The organism is Methylocystis sp. MJC1 (assembly GCF_026427715.1).
Lineage (GTDB): Bacteria > Pseudomonadota > Alphaproteobacteria > Rhizobiales > Beijerinckiaceae > Methylocystis.
This window is the reverse complement of record NZ_CP107559.1, coordinates 175294-194094: the sequence shown is the minus strand read 5'-3', so window position 1 is coordinate 194094 and position 18801 is coordinate 175294. Positions and strand designations below refer to the sequence as shown.

The following is an 18801-nucleotide window of genomic DNA, read 5'->3' as shown; positions in this document are numbered from 1 at the left end:
GTTCCGTGATCGTTCAGCGTCGACTTTTGCTGGCAAGATGATTGCCCGCGGGCTCAGGGGCCCGAGGCTGTATGTTCTCCACGCCAAGGAGCCCCATGGCGCCGAGCAAATTGATCTGCGCCTGATTGTACTGGACCACCGCCGTTGCGTTTCTCAGGCGCGCTTGGTCGGCGGCGTCTTGGGCCTGAAGCACGTCGATCAGAAGGCCTGTGCCGGCCAAGATATTTTGCTGCGTCAGTCGCAGCGCCTCTTCTGCCGCCTTTACCTGCTGCTGGGCGATCGGCACGGCCTTCTTGGCGAGGATGCTCGCCTGATGGGCCGCAACTACGGATGTCTGCACCTGCTCCAGTTGTCGATCCAGATCGAGAGAGGCCATATTAACGTGAGCAGCCGCCGTTCGAATTCTGCCGAAAGTCGCGAGGCTCCAATTGAACCCTGCGGTCGCCTGATATTTCTGCTGCCGGTACATCGTATCCTTGGTCAGGATGGCTCCCGCAGGGGGATAACCGACCGCCGGCGGGGGTGGTGCGAAGGTGCGCGAGGCTGTGATCTGGGGTCCTAATCCACCCCAAACGGTCGCGCCTTTATCCGCATCGGCGGCTGCGAGGAGAGAGCGAACCGCTTCTAGATCTGGTCGGTATTGGACGGCGATGGCGAGCATGTCGTCGATCGGCAGGTCTTCCCGGACCAACGCCGTTTGCACCATAGCGCCCGCTTTCGGCGCCAACATGATTGTGGGGTCGAGTTGGAGCGTTGCTGTCAGGGCGACGGACGCATTGTAGAAGCCATTCAATGCAATCAGCAGGTCCTGCTTTCGCCCGGCAAGTGTCGCCTCGGCGCGCAATTGGTCAGCGGGCAATCCAGCGCCAGCTTTGACTCTCAGGCGCTGAATGCGGAGCAGCTCTTCGGCCTCGCGCATGGCCCGCTGAGCCACGGCGACGCGCGCTTGGGCCAATACGAGCTCGTAGTATTGAATTGCAGCCAAACGGGTTGTTTCCAGCACGACCGCTTGGTCTTGCTGCTCTGAGGCTTCAAGCCGCCGATTTGACGCGATGACATTATACGCGACCTGCCCGGGGTTTATGACCCACTGAACGACGACCGCCGGAAACGTATGAGAAAAGCTCGCCAGCGCCAGGTTTGTCACGTTCGATAGAGCGCCTTGGATGCCCAGCGTCGTAATTTGCGGCGAAATCGAAGGAAAAATCATGCCGATGCTGGCGTCTAACTCACCGCGTGACGCCTCGACGCGCTGCTGCGCTTCCTGGATATCGATATTGCGAGCGAGGGTGATCCGGATGACTGTCGGAAGATCAATCGCCAGCAGCCGGCGCTCATACATCGGTTGGATATGAGAGGCGTCGACCTTTAGAGAGGCTGAGGGTTGGGCGGCGGGGCTAACGGAAGGGCGGAGCAACTCGGCTTTGTCGCCTTGCGACATACCCAAACAACCACCCAGACCAAGCACCAGAAACGCTGTTGGCGGGCTCCAAACGAAGCCATTTCGTGGGCTTCGCCCCTTCTCAGGCGACATGCGTTATGGCTCCGCCTGCTGGGGTTGGGGAGTCAGCGTTACTTGGCCGTACATGCCTGGCAACAATTTCCCATCAGGGTTGGGCACGTCTATCTCAATCCGCATGGTGCGGGTTGCAGCATCGAGCGCGTTGGCGATGCGCGTGACGCGGCTGCGAACGGGTTGCGCGGAAGGACCGGACAGCCTGATCTCGACCGGCAGTCCTGGTCGAATAACCGCAGCGGCCGACTCCGGGGCGTCGGCAAAGATGCGAACAACGTCGATCTCTTGGCAGGTGAAAAGCGGCGACGTCCGGGTCGCCGTTGCCGCCTGCACGAGGTCGCCAGGGTTTACGAGGCGGCGAGTCACCACACAATCGAACGGTGCTGTAATATTGTCGTACTGTAACAAGGCGCTGAGTCTTTCAAGCTCTGCCTCGGCGGCGGTCACATCGGCCTCAGCCAGTTTGACTTTGGCCTTTCCGGTTTCCGCGGCTGCGCTCGCGACGCCCTCTTTTGCCCGCGCCTCATCGAGCGATTGCGCGGTCGCGGCTCGCCCCGCAAACAATTCACGCTGTCGCTTGAGCGTCACCTGCTGCAAGGCGAGATCAGCCTGCAAGCCAACCAGTTGTCGTTTCGCGACCTCGAGGGCGGACTCGGTTTGCTGAACCGCCGCTTGCGCCTTTTGAAATTGCGCCTGAAGCTCCGGGTCGCTGATGACGGCCAGCACCGCTCCCTTTTTGACGTGGTCGCCGAGGTCATTGTTCACCTGCGATACAAAGCCTGAATCCTTGGCATAGAGATCGGTGACGAAGTACGCTTGAATGGTGGCCGGCAACACAACCGTTGCGAATGGATCGGCGCCGTACGCAGCCAGAGGCGCCGAAACAACCGCAAGGCCGATCGCCTTTAGCCCCAGTCGCCTGGCCGCTCGCCACCAATCGACCCTTGAAACAAGCATAACCTTAACATTCCGCAGCCATGGCGCTTGAAAAGGATTAGCCGCGAGCATCCGCGTGATCCAGACTGGCACGCAATAGCGACGGGCTTTTTCGTGTGCTTTTCCCCTGAAGAAGCGCAAAAATCGCTGGCAGGATGATCAGCGTCGCAACCGTCGCCCCCATCAGGCCTCCTATCACCGCGCGGCCTAGAGGTGCAGTCTGCGACCCGCCTTCGCCGATCCCGATCGCCATCGGAAGCATGCCGGCAATCATGGCGCAACTGGTCATCAGGATCGGACGCAGCCGGCCAGTCGCCCCCGAGACAGCAGCTTGGTGTGCCTGAGCGCCGCCAACGCGATCACGCTCCGCGAAACTGACGAGGAGAATAGCATTCGCCACCGCGACGCCGATCGCCATGATCGAACCGATCAGCGATTCGATGTTTAGCGAGGTTCTTGTAAGCCACAAAGCAACGGCCACGCCCGCCATGACCGCGGGAATCATGAGCACCACCGCAAGCGCCAAGCGGAAGGATTCGAAATTCGCCGCCAAGAGTAGAAAGATGGCCACTACCGAAACGCCAAAGCCAAGCGCCAAGCCGCCGAACATCTCTTCCATTGGCGTAACCTGTCCTCGAACTGTCACCGTTACGCCTTTGGGAGGGTCGCCAGCTTTGGCGATAGCCGCGGAGACTTGACGGGCGATGCCGCCAAGGTCCTCGCCGATGATGTTCGCCTGGAGCGTCAGCATGCGCTGCATGTTGTAGCGGTCATATTCACCAAGCACCGTCCCTTTGGTCACATCAGCGACGGCGCGCAGGTCAATCTGCATCTCATTGTTTCGAGCGACAGGTATGTTCTTGATTTGCTCCAACGAATCCATGCGTCGTGGCGGTACTTGCACTTGCACTTGGTAGCCAACGCCGCTCTTGGGATCCGCCCAGAAATTGGGAACCGTGAAACGGCTCGACGAGGTGGCTTCGGTAAGCGACCTGCCGATCTGATCGGCTGTAACGCCGAGGGTTCCCGCGACGCGGCGGTCAATCTCAACCTTTACGGCCGGGTAGTCGAGCTGCTGTCCGAATTGCAAATCACGAAGGCTCTGAACTTGTCTCAGCTCCTTCTCGATTTTCTGCGCGAATTCCCGGGTCTTCGAGAAGTCGGGGCTGTTGATGGCCACTTCGATCGGCGTCGGCGCCCCGAAGCTCATGACCCTGCTGACGATGTCGCTTGGCTCGAAGCTGAAGCGCACATCGGGAAGCTCTTGAGAGAGCCTCGCTCTAAGCCGTTCGACCAGCTCCGCGACATTGATCCGGGATTCTCGACTGAGCTGCAATTGCAAGACGGCTTCCTGCGGTCCGCTTGTCCAGAGATAGATCGTGTTGATTGGATAGGCTGCATTTTGCACGCCCACGAAGCCGAGCGTAAGACCCACATTTTCAGACCCGACCTCGCTGCGGATAATCTCGATTGTCTTGCCGGCGAGCTTCTCCGTCTCCTCGATGCGCGTGCCTGCGGGGGCGCTCATCCGAAACGCCAGTTGACCGGCGTCTACGACCGGGAAAATCGCCCGGCTGAGCGCGCCGCCGGCAACGGCGGTAACCAAGCCGGCGATAATCAGATAGGAAGCGAGCACCACGCCTCGTCGCCGCACGACCCTAACGAGAAATTCGCGGTAGCGGTCTCGGAACCGACCAAAGCGCGAGGGACCGCCGTCATGAGCGCTGCCATGGCCTCTCAGCAACCAAATGGTAAGCACCGGGACGAGCGTGGAAGAGAGTATGAAAGACGCAACCATCGCAAAGCCGACCGCGAGCGCCAGCGGCACGAAGAGACTGCGCGCGGCGCCTTTCATGAAGAAGGCCGAGATAAACACCGCAAGGATTGAAAGCATGGCAAGAAAGCGAGGAGTAATCGTTTCGGTCGTGCCATCGTAAGCGGCATTGGCAAGCGGCGAGCCGCGGGCCATGTGCGCATGAATATTTTCAATGGCGACGGTCGCTTCGTCCACCAATATGCCGACCGCCAACGCCAGCCCGCCAAGCGTCATCAAATTGATCGTTTGCCCGGACGCCCAAAGCGCAACCGTCGCCGCCAAGATTGACAAAGGGATGTTCACCACGACGACGAGCGCGCTTCGCCAGTCGCGCAGGAAAAGCAAGACCATGAACCCGGTAAGCACGGCGCCGACGCCGCCTTCTTGCGTGAGGCCGCTTATCGCGCGATTGACAAAAGGCGACTGGTCGAACTCATAGCTGACCTTCGCGCCAGGCGGCAGCACCGCCTGAAACTTCGGGATATTTTCTTTTACGAGGCTCACGACGCTTAGCGTCGAGGCGTCCGCGCGCTTCGTAACGGGGATGAAGACCGTGTGCCGGCCGTTAACAAGGGCGTACCCAAATTCGATATCCGAAGAGTCGGCCACGGTTCCAATATCGCGAACGTAGATGGTCCGGGTCCCGTCGGAGCGAATGGCGATATCTCCAAACCGGGAGGCGTCCGTCGCGACAGTGTCGACCGGGACCATTGGCATTTGGGAGCCAAAGCGAACGTTGCCGGAAGGGCTGATAGCGTTGCCCTTAACGATTGCTTGGACGATCTCGTCGGGGCTCATATTGTAGCCCGTCAGCCGTTCTGGATCGACGCTGATGACGATGGCGCGGGGGCTGCCGCCAAATGGCGGTGGCGCCGAAACGCCGGGCAAGGTCGCGAACAATGGACGGACCCTAAAAAGGGCGGCGTCTTGTAGCTCCTTGAGACTCAGCTTGCCGCTTTCGTCCGAAAAGACGAGATCGCCGACCGGGACGCTGCCGGCGTCGAAGCGCATGACGAATGGCGGAACCGTGCCGCGCGGCATGAAGGCGCGGGCTCGATTGACATAGGCCACCGTCTCGGCCATCGCGCCGGCCATGTCCGTGCCGGGCTGAAATTGAAGCTTGATAAGCCCGACGCCCTGTATCGACTTCGACTCAACGTGTTCTATGCCGGTAATGTAAAGAAAATGATATTCGTAATAATTGACCAGATACCCTTCCATCTGCGCCGGATCCATCCCGCCATAAGGCTGGGCGACGTAGAGAACGGGGATTCCGAGGTTTGGAAAAATATCGCGCGGCATCCGCAGCGTCGCGAAGACGCCCATCAAAACCGTGGCGACAACCAAAACCACAACGGTGATCGGTCGACGAAGCGCGAAGGAGACCAAGTTCATCCGCCTACCCTTTACAGGAATGTCGTTAGCGCGGATCGGATCGCCTCGCCCCATATGTCAGCGAGCGCAGAATGAGGGAGGCTGCCACAGCGGCGAATGAGCTTGTTGGGAGAGACTTCGTCGACTGACGACATGGTGCGTCCTTGGTGAACAAACCGGACGCGATTCTTGGGCGTGTCGCCTCGTGGGGAGATCGCTTCCCCATGGGGTAGCAGTTTGCTGCCTTAACGACAGAAGTCAAGGTACCTGCGCCGTAGATCGCTTTTGACGCAAAACAGCTCGCGGAACATGCTTGAAACGTCGCTTGTGCGTGTACGGGCGGTTTCGAAGAAACAGTAGATAGGGCGCTGTGTTTGCGTCGGAGTCGCCCATTCCGATCAACCGCCCTATGTCCCCTTTGCGGCGCGAAGCGGAGGGGTTCGATATGACGCACGACGACCCAAAGGGAGAGTCCCGCACACCTCAAAAAGAGCGAGACAAATATGGCGGCGTGGTCGATTTTGACATTGACCTGACCCCCAGCGTGTTCATCTGTGCTGCGGCGGGCGCAGTTCTCGGATTCATCCTCGCCTGGTGGGGAACCGGCGAAATCCCAATAATTGCAGCGTCAGTCGTCGTCTTCGCGGTGCTCTCGGGCATTTTTGGCTTCTTTGTCCCTTGGTATAAGCCTCGGTGACATAAACAGCAAAACGCCCCGCCGCCACCTTCGCGGTCGGGGCGCCGGTCGCATCGCCGATAGGGCGGCGTTCAATGGCGCGGGCGCGTCGTCAGCAACAGCGCCTGAGCCACGGCAACATGAGCATCTGGTATCCGAGTAACTCGGTCACCCGACCAAACTCCCACCCCTGTACTGCTCGCTATATGAAAGTTTAACGCCTAGACAGATGGCCGAAAGGCTTTCGCTATGGATCCGGTTCGCTACCACAAGACGAAAATTGGCCAGCGCGCGCTGGAACCAGAGACGTTGATGCTCGGCTACGGCTATGATCCTGCTCTCTCGGAGGGATCTGTCAAGCCACCCGTATTTCTAACGTCCACCTTCGTTTTCCAAACAGCGGAGCAGGGGCGCGACTTTTTTGACTATATGGCCGGGCGACAAACGGCTCCGCCCGAGAGGCAACCCGGCCTCGTCTACTCTCGCTTCAACCATCCGAACTTAGAAATCGTTGAGGATCGGCTGGCAATTCATGAAAACGCCGAGAGCGCTCTCGTCTTCGCCTCAGGCATGGCGGCAATCACCACTGCGATCCTTGCTTACGCACAGCCCGGAGAGGTCATTCTGCATAGCCGTCCACTCTATGGCGGAACCGAGGTTCTCATCAGCAGAACCCTCGCTCCTTTCGGAATCAAGGGAGTTGGATTTACAGACGGAATGAACGAGCAAAACATTCGGGCCGCCGCCGAACAAGCCGGCCGCAATGCGCGGATCGCTATGATCTTCATCGAGACGCCGTCGAACCCGATGAACAGCCTTGTGGATATATCTCTTGTGCGCGCCATTTCGGAGGACATCGCGCGTCGCCAGGGATCCCGCCCCCTGGTCTGCTGCGACAACACTCTGCTGGGCCCTGTTTTTCAGTCACCCCTTCGACATGGCGCAGATATGTCACTTTATTCGCTCACGAAATATGTCGGGGGCCATAGCGACCTCATTGGCGGAGCAATTGTCGGCTCGTCGATGGAGCTGAAGCCAATTCGGGCTATGCGCAGCGCGATCGGCACGCAACTCGATCCACATTCCTGCTGGATGCTGACGCGCTCGCTGGAAACTCTGTCCCTGCGAATGGAGCGGGCGGCAAGCAATGCCGTCGTTGTCGCTAAGTTTCTTTCCAAACACCCAAAAGTCGAGCGCGTCCATTTTCCTGCGTTGCTGCCAGCCGATCACCCGACTCGGCTTCTGATGGAGCGCCAATCAGTTTCGGGCGGTTCGACCTTCTCGTTCGAAATCGCGGGCGGACAGGCTGAGGCTTTCGCCTTCCTGAATCGACTCGAGCTCTTCAAGCTGGCTGTCAGCCTCGGGGGAACTGAATCCTTAATCTGTCACCCTGCGACGACCGTTCATTCTGGGCTCACAGCGGAGGGGCGCAAAGAAATCGGCATAACGCCTTCATTGATCCGCGTGTCGATCGGAATTGAGCACGTTGACGATCTAATCGCGGACCTTGACCAAGCCTTTTCTATGAGCGCGTAGGGCAAGCGACGATGCGACCGCGGCGACGCCAGAGCTGGCCCTTGTGGGGCCGTTACCCCCCACGTGCCGCGGATGTCGAGTCAGAGGCCACACGCTAAGCTTCTGCTCAGGCGAGGCGAATTGGCAAGACGACTCAGGGGCGCCCTTGATACCACTTGCCTTCACGCTCGAGGTCTATCTCCGCGTCAGGCTGTCGCATTGATATGGGTATCTGGTATAGTGATTTTAATTTCCATAAGTCTTCTTCGCTATGGGATCGAAGGGGATGGCGAGAAACGAGCGTTGCTTCAGAGTAAGCGTAGCTATGCGGATGAATGACCTTTCGACTCAGGATGCAGTTCAAGAACTGCCGCGGAAGACCGGGCTCAGCGCAGTAGGCGATGCGCCATGGGGCACGCATTTCTGCCTGCTATACGACACCGCCCCCGAGCTTCTGGAGACAGTCGCGCCTTATCTCGCGCACGGGCTGGCGGCAAATGAATTTTGCGTGTGGATCACGTCAGAATCGTTGAGAGCGGTCGAGGCGGAGGCCGCCTTGCGCGAGCTTGTGCCAGAACTTGATGGATATTTGGCCAGCGGCCAGATTGAGATCGTCGACTTTGACGATTGGTACGGCGAACGATTTGACCCTGACCGCGCCTTGGAAAAAGTGGCGGGCAAGTTGGTTACAGCGCTCGATCGCGGGTTTGACGGCATGCGCGTCACTGCGAGCACCTTCTCGCTTGCGCGCGACGATTGGGCGGACTTCGTCCGCTACGAGGCCGCCATAGACCGCATCGTCGGCTCGAAACGCATCCTCGCCCTTTGCACCTACCCGCTCGAGAAGTGGAGCATGAGCGAGATTTTCGACGTCATCGCCACCCATGACTTCGCTCTCACCAAGGAGGGCGACGGCTGGAAGGCGTCGAAAAGCTTTTCTCGGCAGCGGATCGAGCAGGGGCTGCGAGAGAGCGAGGCGCGGCTGCGCGCCACGATCGGAGGCGTCTGCGACGGCATCATCACGACGGATGCTTCGGGAAACATCCTCTCCGTAAATCCAGCTGTGACGCGAATGTTTGGTTACGCGCCCTACGATCTCATTGGCGAGAACGTCGGCGTTCTGTCTCCCCAACAAAGCCGTTTCGTCCCCCTGGGCGATTGTCCGCAGGACGCGGGTCAAGGCGCCGGCGCGGTGGTCCACGAGACTCAGGGGCGCCGGAAGGACGGCCTCGTGTTCCCGCTCGAGTGCGCCGTCACGGAAACTGTTGACCGCGATCAGCGCCTCTTCGTGATCGTCGTGCGCGACTTGACCGAGAGGGTGGAAACCGAGGCCCGAATGCGGAAGCTGCGGGCCGATCGGTTGGATGCGATGGGAGGGATGGCGGCGGCTCTGTCGCATGAGATCAACCAGCCGCTGACCGCAATCGCAGCTTATCTCAGCGCTGCTCAGAGGCTTCTTGGACGATCGCTTTTCAAGCCCCTCAACGTCGCGGACGCCTTGAATAAGGCCTCCGAGCAAGTGGCGCGCGCGGGAGCGGTTGTCAGCGGCATGAGGGCTTTCGCAATTCGTGGCGAACCGGACGTAAGCCTTCAAAGCATGCACGAACTGGTTAGAGACGCTTATGATGCGGTTTCGGCAGGGGGGCTTACCGGCGTCGAAGCCAGCTTCCGTGTGGACGCCCTCGACGACCGCGTGCTTGCCGACAAGATTCAGATCCAACAGGTTCTCGTCAATCTGGTTCGCAATGCGATCGAGGCGATGCGGGAAGCCCCGGAGCGCAAGCTCACTCTGTCGATATCAACGACGGATGCAGGCATGGTCCGAACAGACGTGTGCGACACAGGACCCGGGTTGCCGGCGCAAATCCAAGAAACGTTGTTCGAACCCTTCAAAACGACAAAGGCAACCGGAATGGGCGTTGGACTGTCGATTTCCCGATCGATCATCGAAGCGCACCACGGCCGCTTATGGGCGGAGGCGAATCCGGAAGGCGGAGCGGTCTTTAGCTTCACTCTGCCTCTGGCAGACGCCAAAGGCGCGGCTTGAGCTGCTGGGCTCTTGGTTGAGCCGAGAGTTTGGCTAGCGCTTCGTTCAGGCGGGGGTGAACCTCTCGCTGAAGATACGCGTGTGAGCGACGTTAGCCGCCAAGGCAGCGCTCTCAGTCGCCGCGATAAGCGGCGGCGGACCGCAAACATAGATATCCGGCAGTTCTGCTACTCCCGTAAGCGCGTGGGTGAGCGCCTGGGCGGGCGTGCCCACAAAACCCTCCCACTGCGCCTCAGGTTTCCAGACGCATGTGGTGACGATTAGCTGGGGCAGCGCTTTTTTGAGGTCTTCGATGACATCCAAAGCGAAAAGCTCGTCGACCCGGTTAACGCCAAAGAACAGACGGCAGCCGCGTCCATCACCGAACTCCGCCATTTGACGGAGCATGGAGAGCGCCGGAGCAAGGCCGGTGCCGCCCGCGACAAACCAGCGTTCCGCTGCGCTCGCTTCATCAGCGGTAAACTGGCCCTGCGGCCCGCGGACAAGCAGAGTATCGCCAAGCGCAGCTCTGTCCTTCAAATAGCTTGAGAAGGCGCCGTTTGGCTGAAGTCGGATATAAAACTCGAGCGTCCCGTCCCAGTTGGGCGTATTGGCGAGAGAATAGGAGCGCTTCGCAGCACCGTCGGGTAACGAAAGCTCGACAAACTGTCCGGCGGTAAACTGGGCGGCGCGGCCGAAAGCTGCATTGTCCTCATATTGCAGAACAAGGCGCACTGCGCCCGATCCGGCGGGCGCGATCTCGGAAATGACCGCTCGTCTCTCTGGAATCGGCGCGTATCCCACTGCCGCTTGGTCAAAAGGCGCGTGCAAGGCGAGGTCGCTTCGCGCCTGGGCGCGGCAGAGGAGAATATCGCCGGAATCCCGCTCCACATCGCTCAGCGCCGAACCGCTGTAAGGCAGGAGTTCGACGTCGCCGTGATCTCGGCCAACACGGCAGGCGCCGCAACCGCCCTCCCGACAAGAAGATGGGAGGTAGATGCTGGAGCGCTCTGCGGCGTCGAGCAAGGTTTCCGAAGGCTCGGCGTCGAAGGTGATCGCCGCGCCATCGCGCGTAATTAGGCTGACTTTGAACATGCGGGTTTCCGTCGCGAGACGGACGCCCGATCGCGGGCGTCCGTGATGAGGAGCATTAAGCGGCGCGGCTCAAAGACGCTTCAATATCGGCCTTGGCCTCGCCGACCGGCTGAATGCCGAATTTCTCCACCAGCACATCGACAAGCGCGGGGGTGAGGAATGCCGGCAGCGTCGGACCCAGCCGCACATTGCGCACGCCGAGCGCCAGCAGAGTCAGCAACACCGCGGCTGCTTTCTGCTCGAACCAAGAGACGATCAAGGATAAGGGCAGTTCGTTGACGCCTACGCCAAAGGCCTCCGCCAATTTTGTCGCGACGATAAGAGCCGAATAGGCGTCGTTGCATTGGCCCATGTCGAGAAGGCGCGGCAGCCCACCGATGGTCCCCAAGTCGTGTTTATTGAAACGGTATTTGCCGCAGCCTATCGTCAGAATTACCGTGTCCTTCGGGGCCTCGTCGGCGAATTCACTGTAGTAGTTGCGCCCTGGAGCCGCGCCGTCACAGCCGCCGATGAGGAAGAAGTGACGGATGGCGCCGGCCTTCACCGCGTCGATCACCTTATCCGCGACCCCGAGCACGGTATCGCGGCCAAATCCAATGGTAATCGTCTTCACGGGCGCGTCCTCGGCAAAGCCAGGCAGGGCCTGGGCGGCCTGCACGACAATCGAAAAGTCTTCGTTGGCGATGTGGCGGACGCCCGCCCAGCCCACTGGCCCCGCTGTGAAGATGCGTCCGCGATAACGGGGCTGCGGCTCGATTAAGCAATTGGAAGTCATGACGACCGGACCTGGGAATTCGGCGAATTCCTTCTGCTGATCCTGCCAGGCTCCGCCGTAATTGCCGACGAGATGCAGATATGCCTTCAGCTTCGGATAGGAGTGGGCCGGCAGCAGCTCGCCATGGGTGTAGACATTGATCCCCTTGTCCTTCGTCGCCTCGAGGATCGCGTGCAAGTCCTTCAGGTCGTGACCAGAGACGAGAATGGCCTTGCCCTTGATCGGCGTCACGCGGACACTTGTGGGCGCAGGCGCGCCAAATGTCCCTGTGTTGGCGGCGTCGAGCGCCTCCATGGCGATGAAATTGGCGCGGCCGATCGAAAGAGCTTCGTCAAGGAGGGCCGAAATATCGCTCTCCCGTCTGGCGAGGACATCGAGGGCGTGTTCGATCGCCTCATAGATGGCGTCGCGCTCTTGCCCAAGGACTCGCGCATGATAGGCATAGGCGCAGATGCCCTTGAGACCATAAAGGATGAGCGAGCGCAGGCCGACGATGTCTTCGCCGAAGACCTCCGCGCCCTTCCTCACGGCCGCCTCCGAAGCCTGGGCGAGAAGACTGCTCATGTCCTTGGCCGGCACAAAAGCGGCCGCCCCAGAGAGCGTCTCAGGATATTTGCAGGCAGCGAATGACGCCTTTTCGTAGAGGGCCTTCGCCCGATCGCGTGTGAGGGAGGCCTGTTGGATCAGTTCGACGAATTTCATGGAATTGAAATTGACGTTCGTCAGCGTGGTGAAAAAGGCGAAGAGGATGAAGCGATCAGCCTCGATGTCCCTTGCCCCCAATCCGCGCGCCCGATGCAGATATTGGCCGATCCCCTCGCAGACATAAAGCAAGATGTCCTGCAGATCCGCGGTCGCCGCGTCCTTTCCGCACATGCCTTTTGCACCCGCGCAGCCAGCGCCTTCATCCGACCGGTACGTCTGCTCGCATTGATAACAGAACATGCGCCTCTCCTGCCTCCCGACGCCGGTTTTGGCGTCTAAATAGGTATCTAGAATGCGTAATTAATAGGGAAGGAGTCAAGCTGCCGCGCCGTCGCAGGGCAAGCTTTTCTTCAAAGCGACAGATCGAGGGCGGTAACGGAGGGCGCTTTATCGAGGCAGTCATGCAATGTGAATCGGTCGAGTTCCCTCAAAAAGCCCTGCTCGGCGCGCGCCAACATTCCTTTGAGCCGGCATCGCGGCAAAAGCGCGCAGTTGCTGCCTTGCGTGCTAAAACATTCGACCAGCGGCTGATTGTCGAGCGTGCGGATAACGTCGCCGATACGAATGTCCCGTGGGTCCCGAGCCAATCGAACGCCACCCTGCGCGCCGCGGATGCCCTCGACAAATCCGGCGGCGGCAAGCTCCTGGAGCACCTTCGCCATGTGGTGTCGCGAGACCTCGAAATGGTCGGCAATCGTAGCCGCGCTCAGGACGTCGGGCCTGCGGTCGGCGAGCAGGATGAGGGCGCGTAGCCCATAATCAGTGAATGTGGTTAGGCGCATAGCCAAAGATTAACACGGTATTTGAAATTCTGAAATCCGGGGATAGCCCGCTGTAATGTCAGAAATCCCCCGATTGAAATAGAAACGATTGGTCTCTAAAAGAAGTATCATGGATGCCTCTTTAGGGGAGGGGAATGCTGACGCTGTACGAACGCCCTAGGTGACGGGAAAATCATCAACGCCTCCTACCGCAGGGCGCCTGCCCACGGCAGGTCGTCGCCAAGCAGCCAAGCAGAAAGCCTCCTGACGTGGCATGCGACGTTCCGGTGACCGGTCCAGCCGCTCCCGGGCGCAGGTTCATTCCGATCTATTCATCGCCGGCTGCGAAACGCCGGTTTGTGCGCGGGTCATGGATACGCTGATGCCGGAATTTAAGGATGGGAAGTCGTTTCCACCGCGCCGTGGACCCCTCGCCTGGATAGAGAGGCTTGAACCGAGCTGCTTTACCTTTGTGATGGCGACAGGAATTGTCTCGGACGCCCTGGCCTTATCTGATCAGAAGCTATTAGCGAGCGGGCTCTTTGCGACGAATGTCACTACCTTTCTGTGCTTGCTCGCCATCTTCCTTCTTCGGATTTTCTGTTTCCCACGCGTCGTATGGGCCAATTTGACCGACCGGCGCCGCGTCTTTGGCTTTTTCGCACTTATTGCCGGCGCCAACGTCATCGGCGCGGGCGGCGCTTTGCGGGGTTTTGGCGAAGCGGCTCTTTGGTTCTGGGTCGCCGACTCGGGCCTTTGGCTAACGCTCATTTACCTCAGCTTTTGCGTGCTTAGTCTACCCGCCGAGGCCGAAGCCGCCGATATTATTCGGGGCGGCTGGCTACTCGCCATCGTCGCGACTGAGTCAGTTGTAATCCTTGGAGCGTTGGCCACGTCAGCAAACGAGGAATTGAGCGCGCTTGTTTTCCTGCCGCTTCATGCGCTGTGGGGGATCGGCCTCGCGCTGTACGCAATCTTCATCACGCTTTTCTCTTACCGCTTTTTCTTTTTTCCCGTTGATCGAGACGATGTGACCCCAGCCATTTGGGTGACCATGGGAGCGGCGGCGATCTGCGCCAATGCTGGCTCGACGCTGCTTCTGTGTGGAAGCCCTGCGCTGCCGCTCTTGCATTCGCTACGGCCCCTCATCGAGGCTGCGACTTTCTTCACTTGGGCGTGGGCGACCTGGCTGATCCCGCTCTTGATGCTTTTAAGCTTTTGGAAGTACGCGATTGCCATTGCGCCATTCTTTTATACTCAAGCGCTCTGGAGTCTGGTGTTCCCCCTGGGGATGTATTCGGTGGCCACTTTTCGTCTCGGGCTGGTGACGGGGCTGCCTCTCCTGAAAAGCGCGGCGGCAGGTTTCGCGTGGATCGCGCTTACGGCTTGGGCTGTGACGGCGACCGCTTGGTTTGCGACGCGCCTGCGGGCCTCGCCAAACGATCCGCAAAGCCGCCTGAACGCGTAAAGGCTGGTCAGAATTTTGTGCTTGGCTTCTTGCTGCCCATCCTCGCAATAGGTTTTATGGGCACCAAGCCGGAGATAGGATGTCAATCAGCATTGGACGGGACCCCAGATCGGCGCCGAAGAGGGCCCCCTCTTTGGGCATGCATTTTGTGCCGTTATCGGCGTGACGGAGGGAGTGCGTAGCCCGACCGGAGCTGTGGAAGATTATCTCGCGTCACCAAGGGGGAGCACAGAGCACGCCGAAGCTAAAAGCATTGAAAGCGGCGTTTCTTATTCCCTCGCAACCCAAAGACCGCCGATATCGGCGGAAACCGGAACAACGCGCTTGCGTTGGCGAAAGTCGTCGTCGAGGTGCTATCATGCTTGATGACCATTAAGATTTACATCGACGCCGACGCCTGCCCTGTGAAGGAGGAGACCTACAAGATCGCCGTCCGCTACGGACTGCAGACTTTCGTGGTTTCTAACAGCTTCATGCAAATCCCCACATCGCCTCTGATTGTGAGGGCAATCGTGGACGCCGGCGCGGACGTCGTCGATAACTGGATCACGGAACATGTCGTTGCCGGCGATGTGGTCGTCACGAGTGATATCCCCCTGGCCGCGAGGGTGCTGGCTAAAGAGGCGCACGCGATTGCGCCCTATGGGCGCGCCTTTACAGAGGATTCGATCGGCTTGGCTCTCGCACAGCGCTCTCTCATGGAGCACATCCGCTCGACGGGCGAGAGGACCAGCGGTCCGCCCCCATTTTCCTCGACAAACCGTTCCCGGTTCCTTCAAGCCCTGGATCAAACGATCGCCCGCGAAAGAAGGAAACGTTCGTCAATGGAATCTGGATAAGCGCATGAGCGACAATCGCCTCTTCTCGGCCGCGGCGGCCCGCAACCGAAAGCCCATCCTGGATGTCTTGTCCGCGGTACTACCAAAACAGGGCCTCGTGTTGGAGGTCGCGAGCGGTTCCGGCGAACATGTCGTTCATTTCGCGGCCCGGCTGACAAACCTGACATTCGCGCCATCGGACCCCAGCCCAGAGGCCCGCGCGAGCGTCGCGGTGTGGATCGCATCCTCCGGCGTCAAGAATGTGCGGGCGCCGCTCGCTCTGGATGCGGCGAGCGCGCCCTGGCCAATCGAGCGGGCCGACGCCGTCATCTGCATCAACATGGTCCATATTTCGCCATGGGCGGCGACCGAGGGCTTGTTCGACAACGCAGGAGCGATTCTGCCGGTAGGGGCGCCGCTCTATCTTTATGGCCCCTATAAGCGGGGCGGCGCGCATACCGCGTCGAGCAATGCTGAATTCGACGCGGGCCTTTGCGCTCAAAATCCCTCATGGGGCGTTCGTGATCTCGAAACGGTGGCCGACCTTGGCCGCCAGGCAGGCTTCGAAAGACCCGAGATTGTGGAAATGCCGGCGAATAATCTAAGTCTGATCTTTCGCCGCAGCGCCGCGTCGGGGCAGCCGACGAGGGCGTTGAATACATGTCTGACGAGCTGAAGAGGCGAACGTGATTCCCTGGTCTTTGATCGACACGGCGCAAATACCTGGCGGCGAGGGCGCGCTGCGACTGATGCGCCGGGGAGCCGAATTTTCGATCATGCTCGGCAACAATGAACTCATGAACAGCCGTTTGAGCGGATCCGAACAAGCGCTCGCCACGCTCTCATGTGAGAGAATTCGTTCCTGCCCAGGGCCGAGCATCCTCATCGGCGGGCTTGGGATGGGTTTTACTTTGCGCGCCGTGCTTGGAGTCCTCGATCCAAAGGCGCGAGTCGTCGTCGCGGAGCTCGTTCCTGCCGTGGTGGCGTGGGCGCGCGGTCCAATGGCTGAATTACACGGGACGAGTCTGACGGATCCGCGCGTCTCGATCCAGGAAACGGATGTTGGCCGCCTCATCCATTCGGGGCGCGGGTCCTATGACGCAATCCTCCTCGACGTCGATAACGGCCCCGAGGGTCTGACGCGCGAAGCCAATGACGGGCTTTATCACAAGGCGGGATTGGCGGCCGCGCGTAAAGCCTTGCGTCCCGGCGGCGTCCTGGCCGTTTGGTCGTGCGCCCCGGACCGCAGCTTCACACAGCGACTCCACAACGCCGGGTTCGGCGTCGAGGAGATCAAGGTGCGCGCCAACGGGGGACAAGGCGGAGCCCGGCATGTCGTCTGGATCGCGACGCGCGTCGATCGCGGCGAGGGCCCACGCGCCCGATAGTCTTTTCTCTCAATCCTCGGGTGTAGTTTTTCGGTTGTGCCCTTGGGGCTAGGGTCTGTCCAGACTGCGAAAAACAATCGTCGCGCTACGCACGAGCCAAACGCCGGCGCGTCGTTAGCGCCAAAGTTTCATCGACAAGCCGCGGGCGCTCAGCAAGGCTCCACGGCCGCCGCTGCGCGCCAAAACCATCCTTCACCGCAGCCATTTGGTGTCCACCTTTCGCTGGTGGGCGCCTAACCAACTCTGCGCGCTGCGCTGTAGGCGGTCATTCGATCACGCTCTTATGTCCGCTGTCAACAAATTTGACGAGCGACTTCACGCCACGGGAAGCGGCGTGGAAGGACGGTTGTCGCGCAGGGGTAGGGACTGGATCTGAAAGACGTCGGTGATCAAGCTCTTATGCGCGGGTTGGTTACCGCATTCCCGAAAATGCGTCTGGGGCTGTCCCTATCTTACAACGGGCGTCGGCTGTTGCCGGCCACAAAGCGTGTGACGGGTATTCCCCTCGCCGAGATCCAGTCCCCGCCCATGCGCGAGCGGATAATCAATTGCCTGTGTTGCGTCTCAGGCGGTTTGCGCCTCCTTTGCAACGCACCACATGAAACCAACAAGCTCCCGCGCAATTGCGGCGCAGACGACGGTCGTTTTTTTGCCGCGTGCACTGAGCGCGCGATATCGTGCTGTTAGGCGGGTCTGCGCTTTCCACGCTATCTCTCTTACGCGCGGCGGCGCGGCTTCGAGTTTGTAGAGCTTCAATTTTCCGATCCGTGGTGGATGGCGGTAGGTCCAGGCGCTTTCGATCAGCAGATGCCGCACGCGACCATTGCCGGCCTTGGTGATGCCGCCACGCCGAACTGTGTCGCCCGTCGAGCGCTCACTCGGCGTCAGACCGAGATAGCCCATGAGCTGACGCGGATTTTCGAAGCGACTCAGATCGCCAAGCTCCGTGGCGCAGGTAACGGCTACGATCAGATCGATCCCTCGTAGGGTCTGGAGCGCCTGGACCACAGGCGCCAGCGACCATTCGGGTAGGAACTCTTCGATCGCCGCCTCGAGACGCTCCACGCGCTCCTTAGAGATTCTCACGGCTTCGACCATCTCCTGCAACGCGATCTGATGGGCCGGATGATCAAATTTCTGTTCTTGAAGCCAGCGAAGATGACGAGCGCCCCAAGCGGTCTTGCGCGGAAAAATCCGACTGTGCCGGAGCATAAATGCGCTCACCTGCTGACGATGCACACACAGCGTTTCGACCGCCGCGGCTCTTGCGCGCACGAGATCGCGCATCGCTTCATGACTTTCGTCCGGAACCCACACGGCTGTCAGTTCACCAGCCCGAAGCAACCTGGCGAGCGCAACCGCATCGCGACGGTTGGTCTTGACCCGATCGCCCGCCTTGCGCGGAATGAGAGAAGGCGCGACCACGGAACAAGGGAACCCCATCGAAACGATGAGCCGGTTCAGGCCATAACCGGTCGGCCCGGCTTCATAGCAAAAATGCGCATCCGCATGTTTGGCCGTAATGCGCTTGATGAGGCGGCGCATGCTTTCGACAGACGAATCCACTTCCCCGACAAAACGCACCTCGCCGCTTCGCCCGCCGGAAGCGACTGCAACCGCGTTACGCGCCTTCGAAACGTCGATCCCGACGAAAATCTCTGTAGACTGCTCCATGGCTCGCCCTCCTGCGCTGAGGATCGGCTCGGATCGCCGAGCAACCCTCGCTCGCACAGCGTAGGGCGAGCCACCTCAGTCGCAAAAGCGGACATACGGTCTTTCGTCTGTTGAATAGGCAAACGGTCTAGTCGGCGCCTTGTCAGAAAGCAGCTCTGCCGCGCGGCTGAGCAGATGATCTTTGCGACTGTGGCATTTTTGAGCTTGGACTCAGCTTAATTATATGTCAGATATATATAGCGAATTTCGTGTGCTTGG

The 18801-nt window shown here is 59.9% G+C and carries 14 protein-coding genes; 7 read left to right on the top strand and 7 right to left on the bottom strand.

What is annotated here, in order from left to right; translation table 11 throughout:
* Positions 1-13 precede the first annotated feature (13 nt).
* Genes OGR47_RS19720 through OGR47_RS19710 form a run of 3 tightly spaced genes read right to left on the bottom strand, consistent with a single transcriptional unit; the run spans position 14 to position 5663 of the window.
* Positions 14-1534: a TolC family protein gene (locus OGR47_RS19720; protein ID WP_267270099.1), complete on the bottom strand. Its 1521-nt coding sequence runs from the start codon at positions 1532-1534 to the stop codon at positions 14-16.
* A 3-nt stretch (positions 1535-1537) separates the two neighbouring features.
* Positions 1538-2524 (bottom strand): efflux RND transporter periplasmic adaptor subunit, encoded by a 987-nt coding sequence (locus OGR47_RS19715; RefSeq protein WP_165050728.1) that lies wholly within the window; start codon positions 2522-2524, stop codon positions 1538-1540.
* A complete protein-coding gene (locus tag OGR47_RS19710) occupies positions 2511-5663 on the bottom strand; it encodes an efflux RND transporter permease subunit (RefSeq protein ID WP_165050731.1) in 3153 nt (1050 codons plus the stop codon). Before OGR47_RS19710 ends, OGR47_RS19715 begins: the two co-directional genes overlap by 14 nt.
* Positions 5664-6087: 424 nt before the next feature.
* On the opposite strand from OGR47_RS19710, the gene OGR47_RS19705 reads away from it, so the two are divergent.
* From OGR47_RS19705 to OGR47_RS19695, 3 genes are all read left to right on the top strand, one after another.
* Positions 6088-6339: an NfeD family protein gene (locus OGR47_RS19705; protein WP_165050733.1), complete on the top strand. Its 252-nt coding sequence runs from the start codon at positions 6088-6090 to the stop codon at positions 6337-6339.
* 228 nt (positions 6340-6567) lie between these two features.
* Positions 6568-7854 (top strand): cystathionine gamma-synthase family protein, encoded by a 1287-nt coding sequence (locus OGR47_RS19700; RefSeq protein WP_165050735.1) that lies wholly within the window; start codon positions 6568-6570, stop codon positions 7852-7854.
* A 310-nt stretch (positions 7855-8164) separates the two neighbouring features.
* Positions 8165-9880: an MEDS domain-containing protein gene (locus OGR47_RS19695; protein ID WP_165050737.1), complete on the top strand. Its 1716-nt coding sequence runs from the start codon at positions 8165-8167 to the stop codon at positions 9878-9880.
* A gap of 45 nt (positions 9881-9925) precedes the next feature.
* Here OGR47_RS19695 and OGR47_RS19690 read toward each other — a convergent pair whose 3' ends face one another.
* The 3 genes from OGR47_RS19690 to OGR47_RS19680 all read right to left on the bottom strand — a co-directional run bounded on the left by OGR47_RS19690 (position 9926) and on the right by OGR47_RS19680 (position 13216).
* Positions 9926-10954 carry a 2Fe-2S iron-sulfur cluster-binding protein gene (locus OGR47_RS19690; RefSeq protein ID WP_165050739.1) on the bottom strand — a complete coding sequence of 343 codons (1029 nt, stop codon included), beginning with the start codon at positions 10952-10954 and terminating at the stop codon, positions 9926-9928.
* Between the two features lie 55 nt (positions 10955-11009).
* Entirely contained in the window at positions 11010-12674 is a 1665-nt protein-coding gene (hcp, locus tag OGR47_RS19685) for a hydroxylamine reductase (RefSeq protein WP_165050741.1), read from the bottom strand.
* A gap of 110 nt (positions 12675-12784) precedes the next feature.
* Positions 12785-13216 (bottom strand): Rrf2 family transcriptional regulator, encoded by a 432-nt coding sequence (locus OGR47_RS19680; RefSeq protein ID WP_165050743.1) that lies wholly within the window; start codon positions 13214-13216, stop codon positions 12785-12787.
* Positions 13217-13565: 349 nt separating this feature from the next.
* Between OGR47_RS19680 and OGR47_RS19675 the strand changes: the two genes are divergently transcribed.
* From OGR47_RS19675 to OGR47_RS19660, 4 genes are all read left to right on the top strand, one after another.
* On the top strand, positions 13566-14663 hold the full coding sequence (locus OGR47_RS19675; RefSeq protein ID WP_165050745.1) for a tellurite resistance/C4-dicarboxylate transporter family protein: 1098 nt from the start codon (positions 13566-13568) through the stop codon (positions 14661-14663).
* A gap of 365 nt (positions 14664-15028) precedes the next feature.
* Positions 15029-15502 carry a YaiI/YqxD family protein gene (locus tag OGR47_RS19670; protein WP_165050796.1) on the top strand — a complete coding sequence of 158 codons (474 nt, stop codon included), beginning with the start codon at positions 15029-15031 and terminating at the stop codon, positions 15500-15502.
* Between the two features lie 4 nt (positions 15503-15506).
* A complete protein-coding gene (locus tag OGR47_RS19665) occupies positions 15507-16157 on the top strand; it encodes a DUF938 domain-containing protein (protein ID WP_165050747.1) in 651 nt (216 codons plus the stop codon).
* A gap of 10 nt (positions 16158-16167) precedes the next feature.
* The gene (locus tag OGR47_RS19660; RefSeq protein ID WP_165050749.1) at positions 16168-16869 is read left to right on the top strand and encodes a spermidine synthase; all 702 of its coding nucleotides are present in this window, start codon (positions 16168-16170) and stop codon (positions 16867-16869) included.
* A gap of 564 nt (positions 16870-17433) precedes the next feature.
* Here OGR47_RS19660 and OGR47_RS19655 read toward each other — a convergent pair.
* Positions 17434-18543, bottom strand: coding sequence for an IS110 family transposase (locus OGR47_RS19655; RefSeq protein WP_165056370.1), 1110 nt, complete (start codon positions 18541-18543; stop codon positions 17434-17436).
* Positions 18544-18801 lie beyond the last annotated feature (258 nt).